General features: G+C 67.3%; 22 protein-coding genes. 13 read left to right on the top strand and 9 right to left on the bottom strand.

The window, feature by feature from the left end; genetic code table 11:
* Positions 1-513: 513 nt before the first annotated feature.
* From FK268_RS20465 to dnaB, 5 genes are all read right to left on the bottom strand, one after another.
* Positions 514-3108 carry a TniQ family protein gene (locus FK268_RS20465; RefSeq protein WP_040765942.1) on the bottom strand — a complete coding sequence of 865 codons (2595 nt, stop codon included), beginning with the start codon at positions 3106-3108 and terminating at the stop codon, positions 514-516.
* Positions 3105-4208, bottom strand: a complete 1104-nt coding sequence (locus FK268_RS20460; RefSeq protein ID WP_019201592.1) for an AAA family ATPase — start codon at positions 4206-4208, stop codon at positions 3105-3107. Before FK268_RS20460 ends, FK268_RS20465 begins: the two co-directional genes overlap by 4 nt.
* Complete coding sequence (locus FK268_RS20455) at positions 4205-6313, bottom strand: TnsB C-terminal domain-containing protein (RefSeq protein ID WP_068526171.1); 2109 nt, start codon at positions 6311-6313, stop codon at positions 4205-4207. The genes FK268_RS20460 and FK268_RS20455 overlap by 4 nt, the downstream gene beginning before the upstream one ends.
* Before the next feature lie 35 nt (positions 6314-6348).
* The gene (locus tag FK268_RS20450; RefSeq protein WP_225536084.1) at positions 6349-7083 is read right to left on the bottom strand and encodes a TnsA-like heteromeric transposase endonuclease subunit; all 735 of its coding nucleotides are present in this window, start codon (positions 7081-7083) and stop codon (positions 6349-6351) included.
* A 136-nt stretch (positions 7084-7219) separates the two neighbouring features.
* On the bottom strand, positions 7220-8626 hold the full coding sequence (gene dnaB, locus FK268_RS20445) for a replicative DNA helicase (RefSeq protein ID WP_146437303.1): 1407 nt from the start codon (positions 8624-8626) through the stop codon (positions 7220-7222).
* Positions 8627-9162: 536 nt separating this feature from the next.
* Here dnaB and FK268_RS20440 point away from each other — a divergent pair.
* Positions 9163-9669 carry a hypothetical protein gene (locus FK268_RS20440; RefSeq protein WP_146437302.1) on the top strand — a complete coding sequence of 169 codons (507 nt, stop codon included), beginning with the start codon at positions 9163-9165 and terminating at the stop codon, positions 9667-9669.
* 70 nt (positions 9670-9739) lie between these two features.
* Here the strand turns inward: FK268_RS20440 and rplI are convergent, their stop codons facing one another.
* The 4 genes from rplI to rpsF form a co-directional block, all read right to left on the bottom strand.
* Complete coding sequence (rplI, locus tag FK268_RS20435) at positions 9740-10192, bottom strand: 50S ribosomal protein L9 (protein ID WP_068526175.1); 453 nt, start codon at positions 10190-10192, stop codon at positions 9740-9742.
* 14 nt (positions 10193-10206) lie between these two features.
* Positions 10207-10464 carry a 30S ribosomal protein S18 gene (gene rpsR / locus FK268_RS20430; RefSeq protein ID WP_068526176.1) on the bottom strand — a complete coding sequence of 86 codons (258 nt, stop codon included), beginning with the start codon at positions 10462-10464 and terminating at the stop codon, positions 10207-10209.
* Positions 10465-10542: 78 nt separating this feature from the next.
* A complete protein-coding gene (locus FK268_RS20425; protein ID WP_146437301.1) occupies positions 10543-11079 on the bottom strand; it encodes a single-stranded DNA-binding protein in 537 nt (178 codons plus the stop codon).
* A gap of 28 nt (positions 11080-11107) precedes the next feature.
* Positions 11108-11392, bottom strand: coding sequence for a 30S ribosomal protein S6 (gene rpsF, locus FK268_RS20420; protein WP_068570214.1), 285 nt, complete (start codon positions 11390-11392; stop codon positions 11108-11110).
* Positions 11393-11594: 202 nt separating this feature from the next.
* Between rpsF and FK268_RS20415 the strand changes: the two genes are divergently transcribed.
* Genes FK268_RS20415 through FK268_RS20360 form a run of 12 tightly spaced genes read left to right on the top strand, consistent with a single transcriptional unit; the run spans position 11595 to position 21788 of the window.
* Complete coding sequence (locus FK268_RS20415) at positions 11595-12449, top strand: MlaE family ABC transporter permease (RefSeq protein WP_146437300.1); 855 nt, start codon at positions 11595-11597, stop codon at positions 12447-12449.
* 4 nt (positions 12450-12453) lie between these two features.
* The gene (locus FK268_RS20410) at positions 12454-13311 is read left to right on the top strand and encodes an ABC transporter permease (protein ID WP_146437299.1); all 858 of its coding nucleotides are present in this window, start codon (positions 12454-12456) and stop codon (positions 13309-13311) included.
* Positions 13312-13315: 4 nt separating this feature from the next.
* On the top strand, positions 13316-14473 hold the full coding sequence (locus tag FK268_RS20405; protein WP_146437298.1) for an MlaD family protein: 1158 nt from the start codon (positions 13316-13318) through the stop codon (positions 14471-14473).
* Between the two features lies 1 nt (position 14474).
* Positions 14475-15494 carry an MlaD family protein gene (locus FK268_RS20400; RefSeq protein ID WP_146437297.1) on the top strand — a complete coding sequence of 340 codons (1020 nt, stop codon included), beginning with the start codon at positions 14475-14477 and terminating at the stop codon, positions 15492-15494.
* Positions 15482-16546 (top strand): MlaD family protein, encoded by a 1065-nt coding sequence (locus FK268_RS20395; RefSeq protein ID WP_146437296.1) that lies wholly within the window; start codon positions 15482-15484, stop codon positions 16544-16546. The genes FK268_RS20400 and FK268_RS20395 overlap by 13 nt, the downstream gene beginning before the upstream one ends.
* Positions 16546-17658 carry an MlaD family protein gene (locus FK268_RS20390; protein ID WP_231707188.1) on the top strand — a complete coding sequence of 371 codons (1113 nt, stop codon included), beginning with the start codon at positions 16546-16548 and terminating at the stop codon, positions 17656-17658. The genes FK268_RS20395 and FK268_RS20390 overlap by 1 nt, the downstream gene beginning before the upstream one ends.
* Positions 17655-18698 (top strand): MlaD family protein, encoded by a 1044-nt coding sequence (locus FK268_RS20385; RefSeq protein ID WP_146437294.1) that lies wholly within the window; start codon positions 17655-17657, stop codon positions 18696-18698. The genes FK268_RS20390 and FK268_RS20385 overlap by 4 nt, the downstream gene beginning before the upstream one ends.
* Positions 18695-19654, top strand: coding sequence for an MlaD family protein (locus FK268_RS20380; protein ID WP_146437293.1), 960 nt, complete (start codon positions 18695-18697; stop codon positions 19652-19654). The genes FK268_RS20385 and FK268_RS20380 overlap by 4 nt, the downstream gene beginning before the upstream one ends.
* 14 nt (positions 19655-19668) lie before the next feature.
* The gene (locus FK268_RS20375) at positions 19669-20418 is read left to right on the top strand and encodes a hypothetical protein (RefSeq protein ID WP_146437292.1); all 750 of its coding nucleotides are present in this window, start codon (positions 19669-19671) and stop codon (positions 20416-20418) included.
* A 33-nt stretch (positions 20419-20451) separates the two neighbouring features.
* Positions 20452-20667, top strand: a complete 216-nt coding sequence (locus FK268_RS20370) for a hypothetical protein (protein ID WP_146437291.1) — start codon at positions 20452-20454, stop codon at positions 20665-20667.
* Positions 20667-20861 carry a hypothetical protein gene (locus tag FK268_RS20365; RefSeq protein ID WP_231707185.1) on the top strand — a complete coding sequence of 65 codons (195 nt, stop codon included), beginning with the start codon at positions 20667-20669 and terminating at the stop codon, positions 20859-20861. The genes FK268_RS20370 and FK268_RS20365 overlap by 1 nt, the downstream gene beginning before the upstream one ends.
* Positions 20862-20870: 9 nt before the next feature.
* Positions 20871-21788, top strand: coding sequence for an oxygenase MpaB family protein (locus FK268_RS20360; RefSeq protein ID WP_146437289.1), 918 nt, complete (start codon positions 20871-20873; stop codon positions 21786-21788).
* Positions 21789-21796 lie beyond the last annotated feature (8 nt).

Raw genomic sequence — 21796 nt, 5'->3', positions numbered from 1 at the left:
AAACGATGTTCACGAGCAACCATCAGGTGGGGCCAGATCAAACCGTCGCAACACCACCGGCGAGTCGCAAACGGGGCCAGGTCTAGCCGTCGAGCCGGGGCCTCTTCAAGCTGTCATAGCCAGTCGTTGGTCAACGGTGCCTCCTCAAGGCAGTGTGGATGAGCCACCACGCCAAGGTCCGCATCGCTCGCCCACACCAGCGTTCCGGTGTTTGGCGAACCCGCGCACACCGTCTACCATCGGAGGCGTCATCCAAAGACATTCGCAACGGTCACGGTATCGAGGGGCGAACCCTCGGAGTGGTGATTCGGTTGTTCAGCTGAGCCCGGTTCGTCGGCAAACGAGCCGGGCTTAGCTGTCTCTATTCTAGAGCCTCACCATGACAGGTTCCGGGACGTGGAATCGCGGTTCGCTCCTGACCCTACCGACGCGACGACGTGCGTGGAGGCTAGGGCATTCCGAACCACGTCTTCACCACCTGAGAGGCCAGGTTCAGGAACTTGGTGCACCGTTTTACCCACCGGGAGACTCGCTAGCAGTTCCGTCCAGCTTTCGAATGGCGTCGATCACCCTCCGTCCGTGGGCGGTCAGGGTCATAGGGCGATTGCGCTCGGCACGGTCGAACAGAGCTCCGCCGGTCTCGCGTTCGAGCCGGAGAAACTGGTTCGTGAGGGTTGCCTGGCTGGTTCCTAACGCGTGTGCAGCCTCGGTCAGCGTGGGGAATCGCGATGCTGCTTTCGCCCGTTCCAGTCGGTCGCGCCCGCCCTGGGCCGCAACAGCTGTGCGCAAGATCGGCGGCACCGTTTTCGCGGCGGCCGCGGCGTCGAGGGCCGCGGTGTGACTGGGTCCGCCGCGGGGTCTCATCGGAATCTCGTGTTTGTTCGCCCACCGAGCCAGGTTCGCCGTGCTCATGCCCAGTTCTCGGGCTATGTCAGGGAGGGCCCTGCTGTTGGTGACATATTGCTGGTAGAGCCAGTCGCGGTCGATGATGATCTTCGCGCGCTCGGTAGCGGGGATCGTCGGGATCTCGTATTCGGTGAGGAGTCGACGGATCACCTGACGACTGACTCCAATACGGTTAGCGATCTGTCGCAAGGTGAGGCGATCGTGATGATAGAGCTGGGTCAAAGCCTCCGGGGGGAGCTGCGTTCGAGCGCTGGCGTACTTCCGGCGGCCGGTATCGACTGGGAGGGGATTGACGATCAGCTCAAGGCGAACCGCCTCGCCAGTGGTGCCGAGGTCGCGGGCGGCGGCGCCGATGGGAAGGTCGCGTTCTCGGATGAGCTTTCGAAGGCGATCACGGTCGATCAGTCCTGGTCGCGGGCCAGGGAGGTCGAGACCAGCGAGGAGCTCAATTGGCGGCTCCCAGGCAATTGGTTCCTCATCGATGCCCGCGGCGTCCAAGAACACCCGTGCGTGGTTGATCAGCTCGTCCCGAAGGCCGGGTGTCAGATCGCGGGGAAACGCGGCGATCTTAGCGAGCAAGTCTGCGGACCCGTCAACCGTGGGGACGCCTGTGAGCTCCTCGCGAAGAAACGCCCGAACAACAGCCGCCCGGGCGGAGCCGCCCTGTGACGGCGTTCCGGTGCGGTGGCAGATCTGCCTCCACTCATCGTCCGGAAGCAAACCGGTGCAATCGAGTGCCCGTCGGCGCTGATAGTCGATCGGTACGCCGCGCTCGACAACGTAATCGGCAACGCGTGTCAGACCCGCGCACACATCGCTCCAGTGTTGATCGGACTCCAGAATCTGTAGGAATCGGGATAGGGCATGGCCAGCCAGGTGACCTCCGACCTGCTGACCAGCGGCCGTCAGATTCAACCGAGTGCCCACCAACTGTAAGGCCGCAGACAATGCCAGGCGCATCATTGTGCGCCTCGCCGCCGGGACCGTGAAGGGCAAACTGATTCCGGCCCAAAATTGCGTCGGCGTGTGACGCGCTAGTAGCTCTGCGCGCCCACTGGTCACCAAGGTGGGAAGGTCGGAGTGAGTGCGGTAGCGAAGTTGGTCGGACGGGTCGAGCATCGGGGATAGCGCGGCGAGCTGGACACCGGTCAGGATTGGTGAGATTCGCGTCCCCCAGCCGATGTTCGTCGGTTGAACACTGAGGCCTGTCTCCCGGGCCGAGGTCACTAACCATCGCAGGCGATCAGCTGCGGCTGCGAGGTCCGAGCAGTGCAGAACGTCGATCGCGGCACTGACGCCAATCGCAGCTGTGACGGCTCTCGCTGGCGCTTCGAGGGCCGGCTTCGTGCGGCTCTGTCGGACTTGTCCGGATCGTGCACCACCTTGTTCATCGACTGCCCGGTACTCAACCGCCAGTTCGGGTCCCACTCGCGCTAAGAGCTCTTCGTCGGTGGCGTAGGACAGTACTCGGCCGCCGATGGCGCGAATGTCGGCAAGCACAGAAGCCGCAGGCTGTGGAAGGCGCGCGTAGACCCCGAACCGCACGACTCCGTCGTCGATGATTCGATCGATGAGGGCCTGTGCCCGAAGAGCGGGGTGCGCACCAGGAAGGTCGAGGACCTCGGCAGCCGTGAGATCGGCGCCGCACCGTCGGGCCTCCCGTCCAATGCCTCCTTCCTGCGCCGGCGATGCACATCGGCCGGGGATCGGGGTGCAGTGGCCCGGGAGCGGGCGGCGGCGTGGAATTCTATGGCAGCGAGGGCATTCGTCGGACAGCAAACAACGATGGTCGGTGCAGGCAAACGCCCAGCCGAGTCGCCATTCGAGCTTCCATCGGCCGCCGTTGCTTCGGAGGCAGTGCGGGCAGAAGCGGGATCCGGTGCGGCGGGTCCATGCCACTTCGCGGCGCAAACTCCGCGACTGCGAGTCGATGCGCACCGCGGTCCCGTCGAACCGGGTGAGGGTCATCATCGAAAATTCGACGTCGCTGCCCGTGGCGGCACACAGGCTGGCTACTTCGGCCTCGCTGAGTGCGATCGTCCAGGGCGGGTACCCAAGACCTGCAGGCGCAGGTATGTCGACTGCGTCGAGAAGGTCTCCCCACGCTGAGTCGGCGCGGAAGGCGATCGCTTCGAGCCAGGAATCGATCGCTTCGCCCGGCACCGGGTCCACCCTGAAGGGAAGCGAACGTGGCACTGTCATCCGGCCCTGCCGATGCGAGTTCTCAGGCAGCCGTTGTCGAATGCCAGGCGCAGTTCTTCGCGAGCCTTCTCCGATGCCTCGTCGATCTTGACCCGATCGAGCAGTTCCTCGTCGAGGCGCTCATACCCAGTCCGGACCGCGCGCTGACATCCCCGGTTGATCAGGGTCATCAGTGAGCCGATCTGGCCGGTACACCGGGCATACAGGTAGTCAGAGAGATCGTCGGCGATCATGCCCGGATACTTTTCGGCCAGAACCACCCGCTGCTCGATCGCCTTGAGCGTCTGACGCCATGCCCGGCGCCCAGCATCATTGGTGACACCGAAAGGATCCATTGTCAGCCGCGTTGTACGCCGGCCGGTCTGCGCGAGAAGAGCATCTCGGTCACTACTGCCCTCGGAGAACAGTCCCCGCGCCTCCAAACCGACGCCAGCGAAGATCACCGTCAACGGGAACTCGTTGGCGATGTACTTGAAGTGGTTGCTGACCTCGACACCGGAGGTGGACTGCAGCCGCAGGAAGTGCAGATCATCGACGATGAGGATCTTCGTTTCGCATGCCAGCACGCAGTCCAGGGCTCGGTGGGCGAAGTCGGCGGCGTTGCCGCGGCGGCCGCCTGGGTGGGCGTAGAACGCGAGCATCGCCCGGTTGAACTCGCGTAGGCCAGTGTTGCCGGTCAGTCCCACCCGGCACACCGGCCACCGTTCATGACCTTCCTCGGTCGTAGTGCCGTTCTCGGCTACTTCGCGGCGGTGGAACGCGCGGGCGAAGCTCAATACCGCGGTGGTCTTCCCTAGTCCGGGTACTGCGTCGATCGCAACGGCGCCTTTCGGTTTGTCTCCGTCCTGGGCGTTGGAGTCGATGACATCCCAGAGGTTTTCGTGCACCTCGACCAGCTGTCTGGTCTTGAGGGGCCCGAGGTTCGCGTGCCACTCGCGGCGCTCACGGTCGTAGTCGGTGCGCTCCTTGTCGGTCAGTCTGTCGAGTTCATCGCGGTTCAACGCCTCCGGTGGAACACGTGCGGGGGTGTTGACGAACTTCTGCCACCCTTCCTTTCGGGCGAGGGTCAGATTGTCGAGTGTCGCGGCGGTTTCGGTCATACGTCCTCCAGCGCGTCGGAGTAGAAGTCATCGATGTTTTCCTGGTCGAATCGATCGTCGTCACCTTCCTCGCCGGCGTAGTCGAGACCGCGATCAATCGCGGTGTCCTCTGCTTGCACATCGCTTTCGTCCTGGTCGGGAGCGAGCACGCGGGCGACCGACGGCAGTCGATCCACACGCGCTTCGCCCTGCGGTCGCTGCGACAGTTCGGTCTCGCGTGACATTCTCAATGCAATGCGCCGTTCCACTCGGGTCGAGCCCAGGCCGATGTTCCACCGCTCCAACAAGTCAGCTACCGCAAGGCGGTCGTTGGGGAATCGGTACTTCGATGCTGCTAGCTTCCTTGCGTAGAGCAGTGCATCCTCGCTGAACGGCATATCGATCGACGGTGCGTGCTCCCACACCAATGTGTGCCAGGTCCGCTCATCTGGGCGCCGGAAGTACACCTTGGTGATGTCGTCGGGATCGCAGTGGATCGGCCATCGTCCCTTGGCCTCGCCGGTGAACCGGCTCGCGAGGTTACGGTAGCCGTTGAGCCCGTCTCCGTTGTAGCGGCGGCCTCCGATCTCGACACCGTAGTGAAGAATTTTCCGCCATACCGGCTTGAGGAACTCGAATGCCAGGTCCGGATCGCGAGGCGCCTCAATGTATCCGGCGCGAGAAACACCGTGCTCGAACATCGCGGCGGGCGACATACGTAAGCCCGGAACTCGCGGGTCGAGCAGGCTCGAATGCTGGCGGTGGTGGTAGACCTGCGCAACCCACTCGCGGATGATGCTTTCGAGCTCGTCGATGTAGAAGAACGCTCCGCCCTCAGGATCCTCGCCGCGCGAGTGGACATCAGGTCCCTTGTACCCCGGCAAGGCCTGGAGGAGATCTTCACGAATAGTACGAAAGAACCGCTCAACTGGCCCTTTGTCGCGGCCGGTTCGGAGCCGAGCTGGCTGCACCGAAATCCCGAAGCGCTGGCACACACTCATCACGTGGTTCGAGAGGTAGACCTTGCCATGGTCCACGACCAGTGTCTCAGGGACAATAGCTGGTCCAGCGGCCGCATCCGCTGGCCGCTCCGCGGTGACATCTACAAGTACCGACCGCGGTACTCCGTGAGCTGGCCACACCGCGTATTCCGGCCAGTCCGCGCCGGCCGGACGTGGGCTGAAAACCTCGTACATCACGGTCGCTACATCAACCGATTTCGTGGAAACCGGGGTCAATCGCAACCCGGTGATGCAGCGGGTGTACCAGTCCATCGCGACGGTCAGTTCGACCTGCACCCATCGCAGCGTCAGAGGATCGAGCCCGAAGACATCGAGCCTGGTTGTGTCCATCAGCATGTACTCGCCAGGCCGAGTTGGACGGAGCTTGCCGTACACGCCTTCTGGCCGCTCAGCGATGTCGCGATTTCGCTTGGCAGACAGTCGAAATGTGGGATAGCGCTGTTCCAGATACTCGAGAACGCGGAAAGCATTTGTCCGAGACGGGATGGCGACGACCCCTTCTCCGAATCGCGCCAAGACCCGTGCCTCCGCGCGTGCCATCACCATCGTGCGGGACGGTTTCGACTCGGTGGCGTGCTCAACCATGACTTCGACAGCTGTGTCTAACCACCGCCGATCGACAGACGGGAAGGGCTCCGCCTCTCTCGTACGTCGCGCGTCTACCAGGCCTGCGGGCCCTTCAGTGCGGAACTTGGACACCCACCGCTCCACAGATCGCAAGCCGACGCCCAGTTCGCGCGCCTTCGCTGCGTAGCGGTCAGTGAGCGGGCGGTCGCCGGAAAACTCCGGCCTGGGCTCCCCCTTGCTCGCAGTCTCCGCGCTGCCAGATCTGTACCCGGTAAGAATCTCGCGTACGTGCCCCGCGCGTTCCGTCACCTTCTGAAGCTCTGCCGCGGACAACTCACCGAAGATGACGCCTGCAGGCTCGGTTGCATCAGTGCTCGAAACGCCAGGGCCGGTCGGGAGGACCCGACCCCGGACCGAAGACAGCAACTCCGCGAGGCCAACTCGCATGTACTGCCCTGCAGCGCTTTTCCCCAGCACATCGACGACGCCCTTAGCCGTGGCGAGCTCCACGATCTCGAACGCCTCGCCGTCGTACATGTACCGTCCGCCAACCTCAACCCGCTCAACGCCACTCACAAGACCCTCGAAATCTGAGTGCGACTAGTGATTGCGGCGTCAATGTCGACGTGCAGCCGACGCCGCCATATCAAGTGCAGCACCGCCGCTCGCACGCTCGCGTCAGGACGATCTGGCATCCGATCGATGAGAGCACCAATCGTCAATCCCACCTGAGCGACCGCCTGAACCGCCTCGCAATGGTCAGGCACGATTGCACTCTCGCGCCGATAGCCAGCGAGGAATCTGACATTCGCGGCCCTCCGCGGCGGCGGCTCGGTGGCGACCTCGTATCGCCACCCCTTGGCCTCGACGACATCCCGAGTCAAGTTCAAAACCCTTGCAACATCATCATTATCAAGCCTTCGAGCAGGCTTTACGTCAACGACGACCGGGCCGGAATCAGTATCGAGTAGGAAGTCCGGAACGTGCCTCCGCAGGACACCATCGACCTCAGTCGCGAGAAGGAAAGGCTGGGCCACGATGCCCCGAACCCGATCGTCGAAGTCTGCGAGCATCAGGTTAGCGAGCTCCAGGCGGGACTCATAGATCACCAGATCGCGGGTAGTGCTCGACCAGTACCACCCCGAGTAGTGTTTCTGCCCTCGATACCAGCGAAATGTGCGCCACGGCGCTGCCTCGCGAAGGTCCTCCATTGCGGCCGACTTCCACTCCACGGTCCGCTCACAGAGGTCCTCACCGCGGCGGAACGATACTTCCACCGCGGTCCCCGCGGAGCTGCCGGGCGACATGGTCTTGACGGTGCCACTTCCGCCCTCAGATGCGGGGACGTGCCCCGGCGTGTCCCAAACAGTTGGCGGATCCGCCAACTGTCCGCCACGTAGCTTGGGATTCCGCCACGGAATCTGGGACCCTACAGCAGGAGCGTCAGCCCTTGGCCATGTCCACGAAGCGGCTGTAGTGCAGCTGGTGGGCGACGGTGACGGTGGCGGTGGGGCCGGCGCGGTGCTTGCCGAGGATGAAGTCGGCCTCGCCTGCGCGGGGGTCATCGCGCTCGTAGGCGTCGGGGCGGTGCACCAGCACGACCATGTCGGCGTCCTGCTCGAGCGAGCCGGACTCACGGAGGTCGGCGACCTGTGGCTTCTTGTCGGTCCGCTGCTCGGGACCACGGTTGAGCTGCGCGACGGCGATGAGCGGAACTTCGAGCTCCTTGGCGAGCAGCTTGAGCTGCCGGGAGAACTCCGAGACCTCCTGCTGACGCGATTCGACCTTCTTGCCCGACGTCATCAGCTGCAGGTAGTCGATGACGATGAGCTTGAGATCGTGCCGCTGCTTGAGGCGGCGGGCCTTCGCACGGATCTCCATCATCGTGAGGTTCGGCGAATCGTCGACGAACAGCGGCGCCTCGGAGATCTCCGACATGCGGCGCGCGAGGCGGGTCCAGTCGTCGTCGGACATCTTGCCCGAGCGCATGTCCGCGAGCTTGATCCGCGCCTCCGCCGAGAGCAGACGCATGACCACCTCGGTCTTGCTCATCTCGAGGCTGAACAGCACGCCCGGCATGTGGTGCTCGATGGTGCAGGAGCGCAGCACGTCGAGCGCCATCGTCGACTTACCGGCACCGGGACGACCGGCGACGATGATCATCTGCCCGGCGTGCAGTCCGTTGGTGAGCGCGTCGAAGTCGGTGAAGCCCGTGGGCACGCCCATGCTCACGCCGCCCTGGGAGGCGATCGCATCGATCTCGTCCATCGTGGGCTGCAGCAGCTCCTCGAGGATCACGTAGTCCTCGGAGGCCTTGCGTTCGGTCACGTCGTACACCGCGGCCTGGGCGCGATCGACCACCTCCGCCACGTCCGCACCGTCGGACCCCGAGTAGCCGTACTGGACGATCCTGGTCCCGGCCTCCACGAGGCGGCGCAGGATGGCCTTCTCGGCCACGATCTCCGCGTAGTAGCCGGCGTTGGCCGCGGTGGGCACCGTGGAGATGAGGGTGTGCAGGTAGGGGGCGCCGCCGACGCGCTTGAGCTCGCCCTTGCGATCGAGCGTCGCGGAGACGGTGACGGCGTCCGCGGGCTCACCCGCGCCGTAGAGATCGAGGATCGCGTCGTAGACGGACTGGTGCGCGGGCCGGTAGAAGTCACCGGGCCGCACCACCTCGAGTACGTCCGCGATGGCGTCCTTGGAGAGCATCATCGCGCCCAGCACCGACTGCTCCGCCGCGATGTCCTGCGGGGGCTGGCGGCCGAAGTCCTCGGCGGGCGGACCGTCGGGAGCGGACTCCGCGCGCTTGACCGGTCCCGGAGTGAACTCCTGCTCGTCCGTGACCGACACCGCGCACCCACCTCTCCTCGTGTCCCCCGCCCGCCGGGGGCGGCGAGGGCTCGCCAATACACACTTCTCTACCGCGCGGCACCGACAGTTTCCGGAGGGACCGCACGGGCGCGCGCTCAACGCACGTGAACGCTAGGCGCTCCGCTCATCACCGCAAAGCGGAGCTGTGGACGAAACTGTGCATCCACTGTGGACGGCGCGCGGTCAGGGTGGGGACGCCGGTGTGGACCGATGGGGAAAACCTGTGGAAACTCCGCGGCGCATCGCGCATCGCTCCAGTTCATCGCGGGTGGGGTGGAGGTGCGCCGTTGTGGACTGAAGTTCCTCAGCGTGTCGCACCGTCCTGACATTCGGGCGTGTCGCGAGTGAATCGGCCACCGTCGCGCCGACAAAACCACCCTCCGTTGTTACCGGACGGTCACCTGCCGGGGCCCCTACCAGCATCAATGGGTCATGCGCCCACGGTGCACCTTCTTCCCGCGCGCGTCGCCGCGTATTCTGAACGCTGCATCACCCACTGCGGAAGGACCCACCCGATGAACCTCTCCACGATCACGACGCGCACAGCCGGCGTCGCGGTCGCGCTCGCGGCTACCGCCACGTGCGCCATCGGAACCGCAGGGGCCGCCCCGAACCCCGCGCCGCCCGCGCCGCCCGCGCCGAAGCCCGCCTCCGTCACGGCGACCTGCTCGAGCGCGAACCCCATGTTCGTGGTGGGCGGCCAGATGCTGAACTGGAAGGTGACCGCCACCGTCGGCGGCAACGGCCAGATCCTAGTCTCCGCATCCGGCGACGCGGGCGCGCGCGACCTCGTGCTCAGCCAGTTCGCCTCCACCGCCACCCTGTCGTGGAACAACACGACCAGCGGGAAGTTCGGCAGCGGCAAGCTCAGCGGCACCGGCCAGCTGCCCGTGCTGAACAAGACGCCCTTCACCACCGGCAAGGGCGCGGTGACCTTCAACGTGATCATCAAGGCCGGCGCCGGCACCGAGTGGATCGGCACCCAGACCAGCACCCCGTGCGTCGGCACGATCGTGGTCTGATCCGACCCCCGAACAGCGAAGAACCCCCACCGCCCCGAAGGGCGATGGGGGTTCTTCCGTTCTACGCGTCTTACTGCGCGGCGACGGTGAGCGCGAACTTCGCGCGCACGTCGGGGTGCAGCACCACGACCACCGGGAACGAGCCCGTGGACTTGATGTGGCCCTGCGGCAGCTCGATGCTGCGCTTGTCGACGGCGGGGCCGCCTGCGGTCTTGAGCGCGGCGGCGACGTCGGCAGCGGTGACCGAGCCGAAGAGCTTGCCCGACTCGGCGGTCTTCACGGTCAGCGAGACGGACTCCAGGCCCTCGATGGCCTGCTTCAGCTCGTTGGCGTGATCGAGGCCGCGCACACGCTTGGCCTCCTGGCTACGACGGATGCCCTCGACCTGCTTCTCGGCGCCACGGGTGGCGACGATGGCCAGGCCGCGGGGCAGCAGGTAGTTGCGGCCGTAGCCGTCCTTGACCTCGACGGTGTCGCCGGGCGCGCCCAGGTTGTCGACGTCGGCGGTGAGGATGAGCTTCATTTCTTCACCCCTCCTTAGCGGGTCGTCGACGTGAACGGCAGCAGAGCCACCTCACGCGCGTTCTTGACGGCGATCGCGATGTCGCGCTGGTGCTGGACGCAGTTGCCCGTCACACGACGGCTGCGGATCTTGCCCCGCTCCGACAGGAACCGACGCAGCAGCGTGGTGTCCTTGTAGTCGATCTTGGTGTTCTTCTCCTTGCAGAACGTGCACGCCTTGGCCTTGACGGCCTTCTCGACGCGCACCTTCCGGCCATTGCCCTTACCGGCCATGGTGTTGGTACTCCTTGATGAGGTCTACTGGGCCACCGGCGAACCGGTCGGGCCCTTCACAGTGTTCGATCCCGGGGATCAGAACGGCGGATCGTCGTTGCCGCCGCCGAAGCTGCTCCCGGCCGCGGGGGCACTGCCCCACGGATCGTCTGCGGGCTGGTTCTGGCGCGGAGCCTGCTGGACGGGCTGGCTGTAACCGCCACCACCGCCCTGGCCGCCGCCGCTGAAACCGCCGCCGCCACCACCGCCGCGCTGAGTGCGCGTCGGCTTCGCAGTCGCGTACCGCAGGGAGGGGCCGATCTCGTCGACCTCGAGTTCCACCACCGTGCGCCGCTGGCCCTCGCGATCGTCGTACGACCGCTGCTTGAGCCGGCCGGAGACGATGACGCGCGTGCCCTTCGTGAGCGATTCGGCGACGTTCTCCGCCGCCTCACGCCAGATGTTGCAGCGCAGGAACAGCGCCTCGCCGTCCTTCCACTCGTTCGTGTTCCGGTCGAACGTGCGGGGCGTGGAGGCGACGGTGAAGTTGGCCACCGCCGCACCCGACGGGGTGAAGCGCAGCTCCGGGTCCGCCGTCAGATTGCCGATGACCGTGATGATCGTGTCGCCTGCCATGGTGTCTCTCCCTGTAGTTAGTGCGCGACTAGTTCTGCCGCAGCACCTTAGTGCGCAGCACCGACTCGTTCAGCTTGAGCTGACGATCCAGCTCGTTGACCGTGGCCGGCTCGGCGGTCAGATCGATCACCGCGTAGATGCCTTCGGCGTTCTTGGAGATCTCGTAGGCAAGACGGCGCTTGCCCCAGATGTCGACGTTCCCGATCGATCCGCCGTCCTTGCGGACCACGTTCAGGAAGGTCTCCAGCGAGGGCGCGACGGTGCGCTCATCCAGGCTCGGATCCAGGATCACCATCAGTTCGTAATTACGCATGGGCTTTTCGCCTCCTCCTATGGACTATGCGGCCGTGGACTCTCCACGGCAGGAGTGTTGCCGACAAGGCAACCGGACCAGGGTACCCCAACCCGCCGCCACCAGCGAAATCACCGGACTGACGAGCGAGCCCGGAAATTCGTCTCAAAACCCTACCCAGATAGAGAACATTCCCTAACATGTGGCAGGAAGGAGGTGAGCTATGACATCGCAACCGTCCCAGGAGGCGCCCGCCGCCAGGCCCGGCCCCGTCGACGCGCTCCGCAGGAACCTCGACGACAACGCGCTCGGCCCCGTCCGCACCCTCGGGCGCACCGTCGAACTCGTGCTCCATGCGCTGGTCTCGATGGTGACCGACCTCCTCCGCGGCCGCATCCAGTTCCGCGAGATCGTCGTGCAGTCCTGGTTCCTGGTCAGCGTCACCGCCGTCCCCGCCTTCCTCATGGCCATCCCGTTCGGCGTCATCGTCACCATCCAGATCGGCAGCATCGTCAACCAGATCGGCGCCGGATCGCTCATGGGGGCGGCGAGCGGCCTCACCGTCATCCAGCAAGCCGCCCCCATGGCCGCCGGCCTACTCCTGGGCGGCGCTGGGGCCTCCGCGATCGCCGCCGACCTCGGCTCGCGCACCATTCGCGAGGAGGTCGACGCCATGCGGGTCATGGGCATCGACCCGGTGCGCCGGCTCGTGGTGCCGCGGATCCTCGCGGCCGCCTTCGTCGCGCCGCTGCTGTGCATCTTCATCACCGTGGTCGGCATCGGCGCCGCCTACTACCTGGCCGTCGCCGGGCAGAACGTGACGCCGGGCAGCTACTGGCTGAGCTTCGGCGCCTACGCCACCACCAGGGACTTCGGCTTCTCCCTGATCAAGGCCGCGATCTTCGGGGTGATGATCGCCGTCCTCGGCTGCCAGCACGGGCTCGAGGCCAAGGGCGGCGCCCGCGGCGTCGCCGATGCGGTGAACACCACCGTGGTGGTCTCCACCGTCGGCATCATCGTGCTCAACTTCGCACTCACCCAGATCTACACGACCTATTTCCCCATGAGGGTGGGCTGATTCCATGACCATCGCCCCGTACCGCCCGAGAGGCTTCCGCTTCCTCGGCCGCCTGACCGACTCGGCGCGCGGCGCGCTGGCCCGGCTCGGCCAGATGGTGTCCTTCGTCGCCGCGTCCGTCGCGCTGATCCCGCACGCGCTGCGCAACTACCCGAAGCAGACGATCCGCACCGTCACCGACCTGACCTGGGGACGGGGTGCCGTGATCGTCGGAGGCGGCACGTCGCTGATGATGGTCGTCCTCGGACTCGCGGTCGGCGGCACCGTCGCCGTGCAGGCCTTCGCCTCGCTCGATCTGCTCGGCATGGGGCCGCTCACCGGCGTCATCGCCGCCCTCGCCAACACCCGCGAGTTCGCGCCGATCCTGGCCGCCGCGGGCTTCGCCGTCCAGGCCGGATGCCGGATGACGGCCGAGATCGGCGCCATGCGCATCACCGAGGAGATCGACGCGCTCGAGGCGCTCGGCCTGCGGTCCATCTCCTTCGTGGTCAGCACCCGGATGATCGCCGGCGTCGTCGCGATCGTCCCGATCTTCCTCATCGCGATCATCGTCAGCTTCTTCGCCTCCAGCACCATCGTGACGCTGGCGCAGGGCGACGCGGCCGGCACCTACGAGCACTACTTCGAGCAGTTCCTCTCCCCCGCCGACCTCGTCGCGTCCATCGCCAAGGTCGTGGTCTTCATCTGCGCGGTCATCCTCATCCACTGCTACCAGGGCTTCTTCGCCGCGGGCGGCCCCGAGGGCGTGGGCGTGGCGTCCGGCCGGGCCGTGCGCGCCTCGATGGTCGCGATCGTGGTGCTCGACATGCTGATGACGATCGGCATCTGGGGCACCACCAGCGAACTGGTCTTCCGGGGGTAGCGGCATGACGACGAGATGGCCCTCGCCCGTCACGGGCATGATGACGCCCGGCCCCGTCCTGCTGCGCCGCGGCATCGCGGTGATCCTCGCCGCCCTGCTCGTCGGGCTCGCGTTCTGGGCGGTCCGCGCGATCGTCACGACGCCGCCGAAGTCCCTCACGCTCGTCGTCCGCAACGTCGCCCCCGGCGTGGCCCCCGGGACGGCCGTCGAGATGGATGGCCTGCGCGTCGGCGAGGTCACCGACATCGTCGACCGCGGCGCGGGGCGACTCGGCGTGGCCATGCGGCTGAACGGCGCCGCTGACGATCTCGTGACCGACGCGGTGAAGGTCTCCTACGCCGCCGGCAACACCTTCGGCATCACCGTCGTCGCGCTCACGCCGGGCCGCGGCGGCCGAGTGCTCGCCTCGGGCGCCTCGTGGGAGCCGATGTCGGCGCCCGACGACAGCACGATGGCCTCGCTGCTGCGATCGCTCAGCACCATGGAGCGGGAGAGCTTCCGCCCTCACATGGCCCAGCTGATCAGCCAGCTGGACACCACGACGCGGCAGTTCCTGCCGTTCCTCGGCGCCGTCGGCGCGATCGCCGAGGCGAACGCCGACACCCAGCGGATCCCCACGTCGCAGACGCTGCCGACGATCGCCGCCACGCTCAAGGCCCTCGACGCGTCGAGCCGGCAGATGCTGCCGGGCCTGCGGGAACTGTGGTCCTGGCGCGGCCCGGACACACCGGGATACCCGGAACGGCAGACGGCCACCATCGACGCCCTCGCGAAGGACTTCTCCCCCGCGCTGGCGGCCCTCCTGAGCAAGCCGAACGTCGCCGCGCTCACCGAGGTGCTGGTGCCCGTCCGCGAGCTGTCCACCCGGATGGTCGCGAGCTTCCCCGACGCCGCGCGCAACGGGCGCCAACTCGAGGAGCTCATCGAACGCGTGCGACGGTCCATGCCGGACAACGGTTCCGGGCCGGTCCTCAACCTCGACGTCACCTTCCAGCGGTTCCCCGCCATCGCATCCCTGCTGCCGCCCGCCCCCCAGTTCTCGGTGACGCCGCCCGGAAAGCCCGCCCCGGCGAAGCCCGGCGCACCGTCGGGCACGACGACCGCACCGTCGGCCTCCGCCGCACCGACCACTGCCGCGCCGACCACGACGAGGGGCCGCTGACGTGCGCACCGCCCGCCATCCCGGAACACTGCTCCTGATCTTCGTCGTGCTGATCGCGGTCGGTGCGGCATTCACCGTGCGCGCCCTCACGCGGCCCGCGCAGGCCGCGCAGACCTCGTACACGGCGATGTTCACCAACGCCTCGGGGCTCCGCTCGGGCGACGACGTGCGACTACTCGGGGTACAGGTCGGCAAGGTCCGCGACGTCACGCTCGACCAGGACGACGCGGCCCGGGGCTCGCTCGCCAGGGTCGAGTTCACGGTGGACCGCGATCAGCGGCTCACCTCGGCCACCACCCTGTCCATCCGGTTCCAGAACCTCACCGGCCTGCGCTACCTCGATCTCTCGCCGAGCGACGCGCAGGCCCCGGCGATCGCCGCGAAGTCCACCATCGGCACGGACCGGACGGTGCCGTCGTTCGACGTGACGACCATCTTCAACGGCCTCCAGCCCGTACTGGCGGCCATGCAACCCGAGCAGATCAACCACCTCGCCCAGTCGATCGCCGCCGTCGTCGAGGGCGACGGTTCCGGGCTCGGACCGCTGCTCGACGCGCTGCAGACGCTGAGCCGCTTCACCAACGACCGCTCGGCACTGCTCCAGACCCTGGTGCGCAACCTCAAGACGATCAACGAGAGCCTCGGCGGGAAGTCCAGCGCACTGCCCACCGTGATCGGCTACCTGCAGGGCATCGGCACGGTGATGCGGGACGCCGCACCGTCCACGAAGACCCTGTCCGACCAGGGCGCCGAACTGATGACCGCGGCCGACGCGCTGCTGCGCGGCGCGGGGCTGCAGCCCGCCGGCTACACCCTGCTCGAACTCGCCCGTCCCGAACTACCCCGCCTGCAGGGCCTCGTCGACCTCGCGGCGCTCCTGCCCGGGCTCTTCGCGAACCTGACCCAGCAGCCCGTCCCCGCCGCCGGCGGCGACACGGGGTGCAGCCGCGGCGAGGCGCAACTGCCCGCCGGACTACTCGTCTTCCTCCGAGGATCGAAGGTGACGCTGTGCAAGCGCTGAGCCTCCCCACGAACCTGATCCGCGACGGCTACCGCCTCGCCCTCACGCTGGCCTCCGGTGCCGAAGAGGCGTGGGCCCGTCCGAGTTCGAAGCGACGGCAGCTGCTGTTCGGCGTCGCCGGAGTCGCGGTCGCGGTGATCGTCATGATCGCGAGCTCGGTCCTCGCCGTTCGCCCTCCCGGAACCACCACCTACACCGCGGACTTCCCGGAGGCGGGAATGATCCGCGCCGGCGACGACGTGCGCGTGGCCGGAGTCTCCGTGGGCTCCGTACAGCAGGTCGCGCTCCAGGGCGACCGCGTGCGGGTCGGGCTGCGCATCAAGAAGAAGGTGCACATCGGCGATCAATCGCGGGTGGCCGTGAAGATGCTGACGGCCGTCGGCGGGTACTTCGTCGACATCGACTCCCTCGGCACCGCCTCCCTCGGCGCGGCCCCGATCCCGCCGTCCCGAGTCCGCATCCCGTACAGCCTGGTCCAGACCTTCCAGCAGGCCGAGCCGAAGATCCGCGCGATCGACCCGACGCCCCTGCGCGAATCGCTCGCGCAGATCCAGCGGGCGACGAGCGGCAAGCCGGGCCAGATGAAGGAGCTGCTGTCCACGCTGCAGGGCGTGGTGCAGAGCATCTCCACGCAGAAGGACGAGGTCGGCGGCTTCGTCCAGACCCTGTCGGACTACTCCGCCGCCATCGACCGCAACGGCGACATCCTGACCCAGGCCATGCGCGATATGAACATCTACTTCTCCACCGCGCGCCTGAACGTTGCCGGGTACAAGCGGTTCATGAGCGCCCTGGACATGGTCCTCAAACGCATCCTCCCGGCGGCCAACTTCTACCAGGAGAACCTGGCCTCGATGGAGGCGCAGGTCAATCTCATGTCCGGCCAGATCGGCGGGCTGCTCGCCAAGTACCGGAAGATGATCGACGACGCGATGTCCACGCTCCGGCGCCTCCAGTCGTCGGTGAAGCCCGACGGCACGATCGTCTTCGACGGCTCGGTACCGACCCTCTCGTCGCAGTACTGCATCCCCCTGGAAGGGGCACCGTGCTGATGTTGACCAAGGCCCTCAGCTCGAAATGGCTCGTCACCGCCGTCGCGGTCACGGTGGTCGGATCGATCATCGCCGCGGCCCTGTACATCTCGCGCACGCCGGCCACGAAGCAGGCGAACTACTGCGCGCTCATGCCCGACGCCATCGGGCTGTACGTGGGGAACCCCGTCACCCGGCTCGGCGTTCCGATCGGGAAGGTCACCGAAATCCGGCCCGAGAACGCCTCCGCCCGCGTCGAATTCACCATCGACGCCGATCAGCCCGTGACCTCGGGCACCGGTGCGGTCACCGTCGCCGCCTCCCTCATCGCCTCGCGGCAGCTCGCACTCGTCGACGAGGCCCGCAAGGGCGGCCCCGCGCTCCGCACCGGGACGTGCCTGACGAGCACCAAGACGCCGCAGTCGCTCAGCCGCAGCCTCAGCTCCATCGGCGACGCGGCGGCCAAACTCACCACCGGCGGCGGCCCCGAGCAGGCCAAGCAGGTCCAGGACTCGATCACCTCGCTCGCCGCTGCTGTCGACGGCACCGGGCCCGACGTCAACGGGGTCATCGGGAGCCTCGCCACCCTGCTCGACGATCCCGGGCCGGGCATCGGCGACGTCGGCCGCACGATCGATTCGCTCTCCTCCCTCACCGGCGGCATGACGTCCAACTGGGCGCCGCTCAAGCAACTGCTGGTGACCGCCCCGAACGGCCTTGCGGACATCATCGTCCCCACCGCGAAGACGACCGACACGCTGGCGCAGGCGCTGATCCCGCTCGGAAAGCTGCTGCGGGACCTCATCTCCCACTACGGCCACAACCTGTGGCCGATCCTCGACACCGTGATCCCCGCATCGCGCCTGGTGAGCGCGGGAGTCCGCAACTGGGGTGACCTGCTCGGCTTCCTCCCGCCGCTGATCGACGCCTTCAACGTCTCCTTCGACCAGCGCACGCTGGGCCTCAAGGTCGTCTTCACCCCGCCGTCGACGAACATGGCCGCGCGGAATCCGGAGCTCACCTGCTCGAACATCAACCGGATCGCGCCCGGACAGTGCCGGGTCGTCGATCCCGGCCACATCAACGTCGATCTGATCTCCGCCATCCTCCGTGGGACGGGAGCCGCCCGATGAGACGTACTTCGCTGCGCAGCCGGATCACCCGTGGTCTGCTCCTCCTCGCCGTGCTCGCGCTCGGCGTCGTCGGAGTGCTGCGGGCCAGCCCCTCGACCCTGCCCAACCCGGCGTCGTGGGGATCGTCGGGATGGCCACTGCGGGTCGAGTTCTCGAACGCCCTGAACCTGCCCGATCAAGCGCAGGTGCGGTTCAACGGGCGGGCCGTCGGCACGATGAAGTCGGTGCGCCTCGACGGCGACCGCGCCGTGGCCACCCTGACCATCACCGAACCCGCCAGCATTCCCGCCGACACCACCGCCGAGCTGCGGCAGGACACGATCCTCGGCGACGTCTACATCGGGCTGGTCTCCGCTCCCACCTCCACCGCGCAGCCGATCCGCGCCGGCGGGCTCATCCCGCTGGCGCAGAGCCGCCCGCCGGACCACGTCGAGGACCTCATGACCAGCCTGTCGGGCTTCCTCGGCAGCGGCGGTGTGGCCCAGCTCGGGAACACCGTCCAGCGCATCGACGGTGCCTTCCCGGACGATCCCGCCCGGACCCGCATGATCACCGACAACCTCGCGTCGACGGTGATGGCCTGGGCCAACGACACCAAGTCCCTGGACGAGGCGCTCCGGTCCGTGGTCTCGGTGACGGGCGCCGTCGCCGCCGAACACCGGATGCTCAGCGAGTACCTCGCTCCCGAGGGCCTGCGACGCTGGGCCGTCATCGCCGAGACCGCCCGGGTGACCGAGGTCTTCGCCTCCCTCGCCCCGCTCCTGCAGAACTCCGCACCGCTGACTCCCGGCCTCCGCGATCTGGCGGCGCTCCTCACCCAAGTGGTGAGCCCGGTGCTGCTGCTCGACCGTCCCGTGGGGGCGACGCGGCCCGATAACCTGATCAACCTGCGGAACCTGTTCCGCGACACCATCATTCCTTGGGTCGAGCACGGACCGAAGGTGAACGTGGTCAAGGTCTCCGACGGCCCGGAGGTCCCCTCCGCGGAGAAGGCCGAGCAGGCGCTGCGCGCGATGCGGATGATCGGGGCGGTGCGATGAGGAAGGAGTTCCTCGCGAACGCGATCACCTTCACCGTGGTGCTCCTCGTGGGCCTGTTCATCCTGCTGTACGGCTACATGGGGATGCGGCCCGGCGTGCAGTACACGACGCTGTCCCTCAAGCTCGCGCACACCGGGCAGCTGGCGCCCGGATCCCCGATCCTCCTGCGCGGCGTCCGCATCGGCGACGTGACGGGGATCGAACCGTCGACGGAGGGGGTGAAGATCGCCCTGCGCTACCCGTCCGAGTACCGGATCCCCGTGGACTCGGCGCTGTCCGTCGAGCAGCTCAGCGCCCTCAGCGAGCCGTACGTGGAGATCGCGCCCCGCTCCTCCGGCGGGGCCGTCTTCACCTCGGGTGCGGTGATCCTCGCGACCGCGGTCACGCAGTCGCGCTCGGTCAGCGATGTCTTCCAGGCGCTCTCCGCGCTCAACCGCACCGCCGACACCGGTGCACTCGGGAGCATCGTGAAGACGGCATGGCAGGCCACGTCCGGGCGCGACGACGACCTGGCCGCCCTCAGCCGCGCCGGCCAGTTGCTCAGTTCGACGGTGCTCAGCCGGATGCCCGCGATCCGAACGATGTTCGGCAACACGCAGATCTACTCCGCGGATCTGGGGTGGACCGCCGACGCCGTCCGTCGCCTGGGGGCCGAGTTCGAGAACACGTCGACGGTGGTGCTCGGCGCCATCAACACCGTGCTGCGATTGGTGACCGAGCTCGATGCGCCGAAACCCTTCGTCGAGACCATCGACCCGTTCATCAAGCGGCTCACGCCCTACCTCGACGAGCTGCTCCCCGCGTTGGCCACCACCGGTGGCCCGTTCATCTCGATCTTCTCGGCGCTCAACCGCACGGTGCCGCTGATCGACCTGAGCGCGCTGCTGTCCAACGCACTGCAGGTGGCCGGGACCGACGGTGCCGCCCGCGTGACCCTGACACTCCCCCGCCCGTGATCAGAGAGGATCCCATGCCGCACGAGCAGGACGACCCCGACGAGGTCTCCACCGAGCAGCCGGCTCCGGCGAAGCCGGCGAAGACCGCACCGGAGTCGAAGGCGAAGCCGCGCAGCGGCGCTCCGCACCGCACCGACGACGCGGGCCCCACCCGCCGCACACCGTCGGGCACGTTGCGCACCGTGCTCGCCACGGTGGTCGTGGTGGCGCTCGCCGTGGTCTCCGTGCTGTTGTACCTGCAGACCCGGACGCTGAACTCCGAGCGGCACGCGGCGTCGGACCGCGCCCGCGCGGAGCAGATCGCCTCCGACTACGCGGTGAAGGCCGCGACGATGGACTACCGGGACCTCACACCGTGGCTGAACGCGGTGAAGGCCGGCACCACACCGGAACTGTCGAAGAAGTTCGATTCCATCGTCGATCTCATGCGCGAGGTCATCACACCGCTCCGCCTGACCTCCAGCGGCAAGGCCTCGTTCGCCCGGACCACGTCCGAGGTGAACGGGATCTACCAGGTCAAGGTGGCGGTGGACGTCTCGACGCAGAACATCCAGGCGCCGCAGGGCACGCTCAGCACCAGCACCTACTCGGTCAGCCTCGACAAGAACCGCAACTGGGTGATCACGGAGGCCGGCGACCCCGCGAACCCGTCCGCCGTGCTCAGCGGCGTCGGCGGCGCGCCCTCGGCGGCCCCGTCGGCCTCCGCCCCGCCGCAGCAACCCACGACCCCGACGATGCCGGCGCTGCCGGGCACGCCCAACTGACCCGCGCGACCGGCCGCCCACGAAGGACGAACGATGCTGCAACGCTTCCTCGACTACGAGATGAAGGTCTCCGAGTTCATCGGCTTCTTCATCCTGATCGGGATCCCGTACGGGATCATCGGCCTGGTCTGGTCACTCACCCACATGGATCATCTGGGGAACCTCAGCGGCGTGGACCGCATCGTCTCCTTCCTCGGCGCGATCGTCTGCTGGCCCGTGCTGCTGTTCGCGAATGTGACGATGCGGTGATGGCGCTGGTGTGGATCATCGACCTGGTGGTCCAGTACGTGAAGATCCTCGGCGGGCGCCAGCGGGTGCCCGCCGTGGTGCGGCTCGCGGCGTGGCTGCTGCTGCTCGCCGCCGCCGTCGCGGGTGCCGCTGTCATCGCGTTCGGCCTGGTCCGTCTCGACCAGTACCTCGCGCCCCTTCCGCCGACCCGCTAGGAGCACCACATGTCGTCCTCGCAGCATCCGTCCGGGAGCGTCGATCCGTCCGACGGTGCGTCGCTCACCCTCGAGCGCACGCGCATCGCGATCCCCGGGGTCCATCGTCGCTACACCTCGCGCGATCTCGCCGTCACCGATGCGCTCGACTTCTGGGGCTTCGCCGGCGCCGCCGCCAATGTCGCGATGCAGATGATGAATCCCGGTGTGGGACACGGTGTCGTCGAGTCGACGGTGGAGAGCGGAGCGCTCATGAAGCGGCCGTGGAAGCGCGCCCGCACCACCACGCAGTACCTGGCGGTCGCGATCCTCGGCAGCGAGAAGGAGAAGGAGGCCTACCGCGAGGCCGTCAACGTGGCGCACCGGCAGGTGAAGTCGAAGCCGGGAGCGGCGGTGAAGTACAACGCCTTCGACCGGAATCTGCAGCTCTGGGTGGCCGCGTGCCTGTTCGTCGGGTTCGAGGACGCCTACCAGTTGCTCAACGGGAAGCTCCCCGAGAACCAGGCCGAGAACTTCTACCAGTCCTGCGCGACCCTGGGCACGACGCTGCAGGTGCCGCGCGACATGTGGCCCGCGACGCGGGCGGAGTTCGACGACTATTGGCTTCGCGCGTGCGCCGCGACCTCGCTCGACGAGCCCGTCGCGACGTACCTCGACGACCTGCTGAATCTGCGGATGATCAACCGGCCCCTGCGCTTCGCCTTCGGCGGGCTCCTGAAGTTCCTCACCGCGGGTTCGCTCGCCCCCTACTTCCGCGAGCAGATGGGCGTGCGGTGGACGGCCGCGGATCAGCGGCGTTTCGACAACCTCTTCGTCTTCGTCGGGTTCGTCAACCGGTTCATCCCGCGGTTCCTCCGGTTCGGCCCGACCCGATCGCTCATGTTCGATTTACGGCACCGGATCGCCGCGGACAAGCCCCTCGTCTGAGCGCGGCG

The sequence above is a fragment of the Tsukamurella sputi genome (genome assembly GCF_007858445.1).
GTDB lineage: Bacteria > Actinomycetota > Actinomycetes > Mycobacteriales > Mycobacteriaceae > Tsukamurella > Tsukamurella sputi.
The sequence above is the reverse complement of the archived record's forward strand: the minus strand, read 5'-3'. Positions and strand labels throughout refer to the sequence as shown.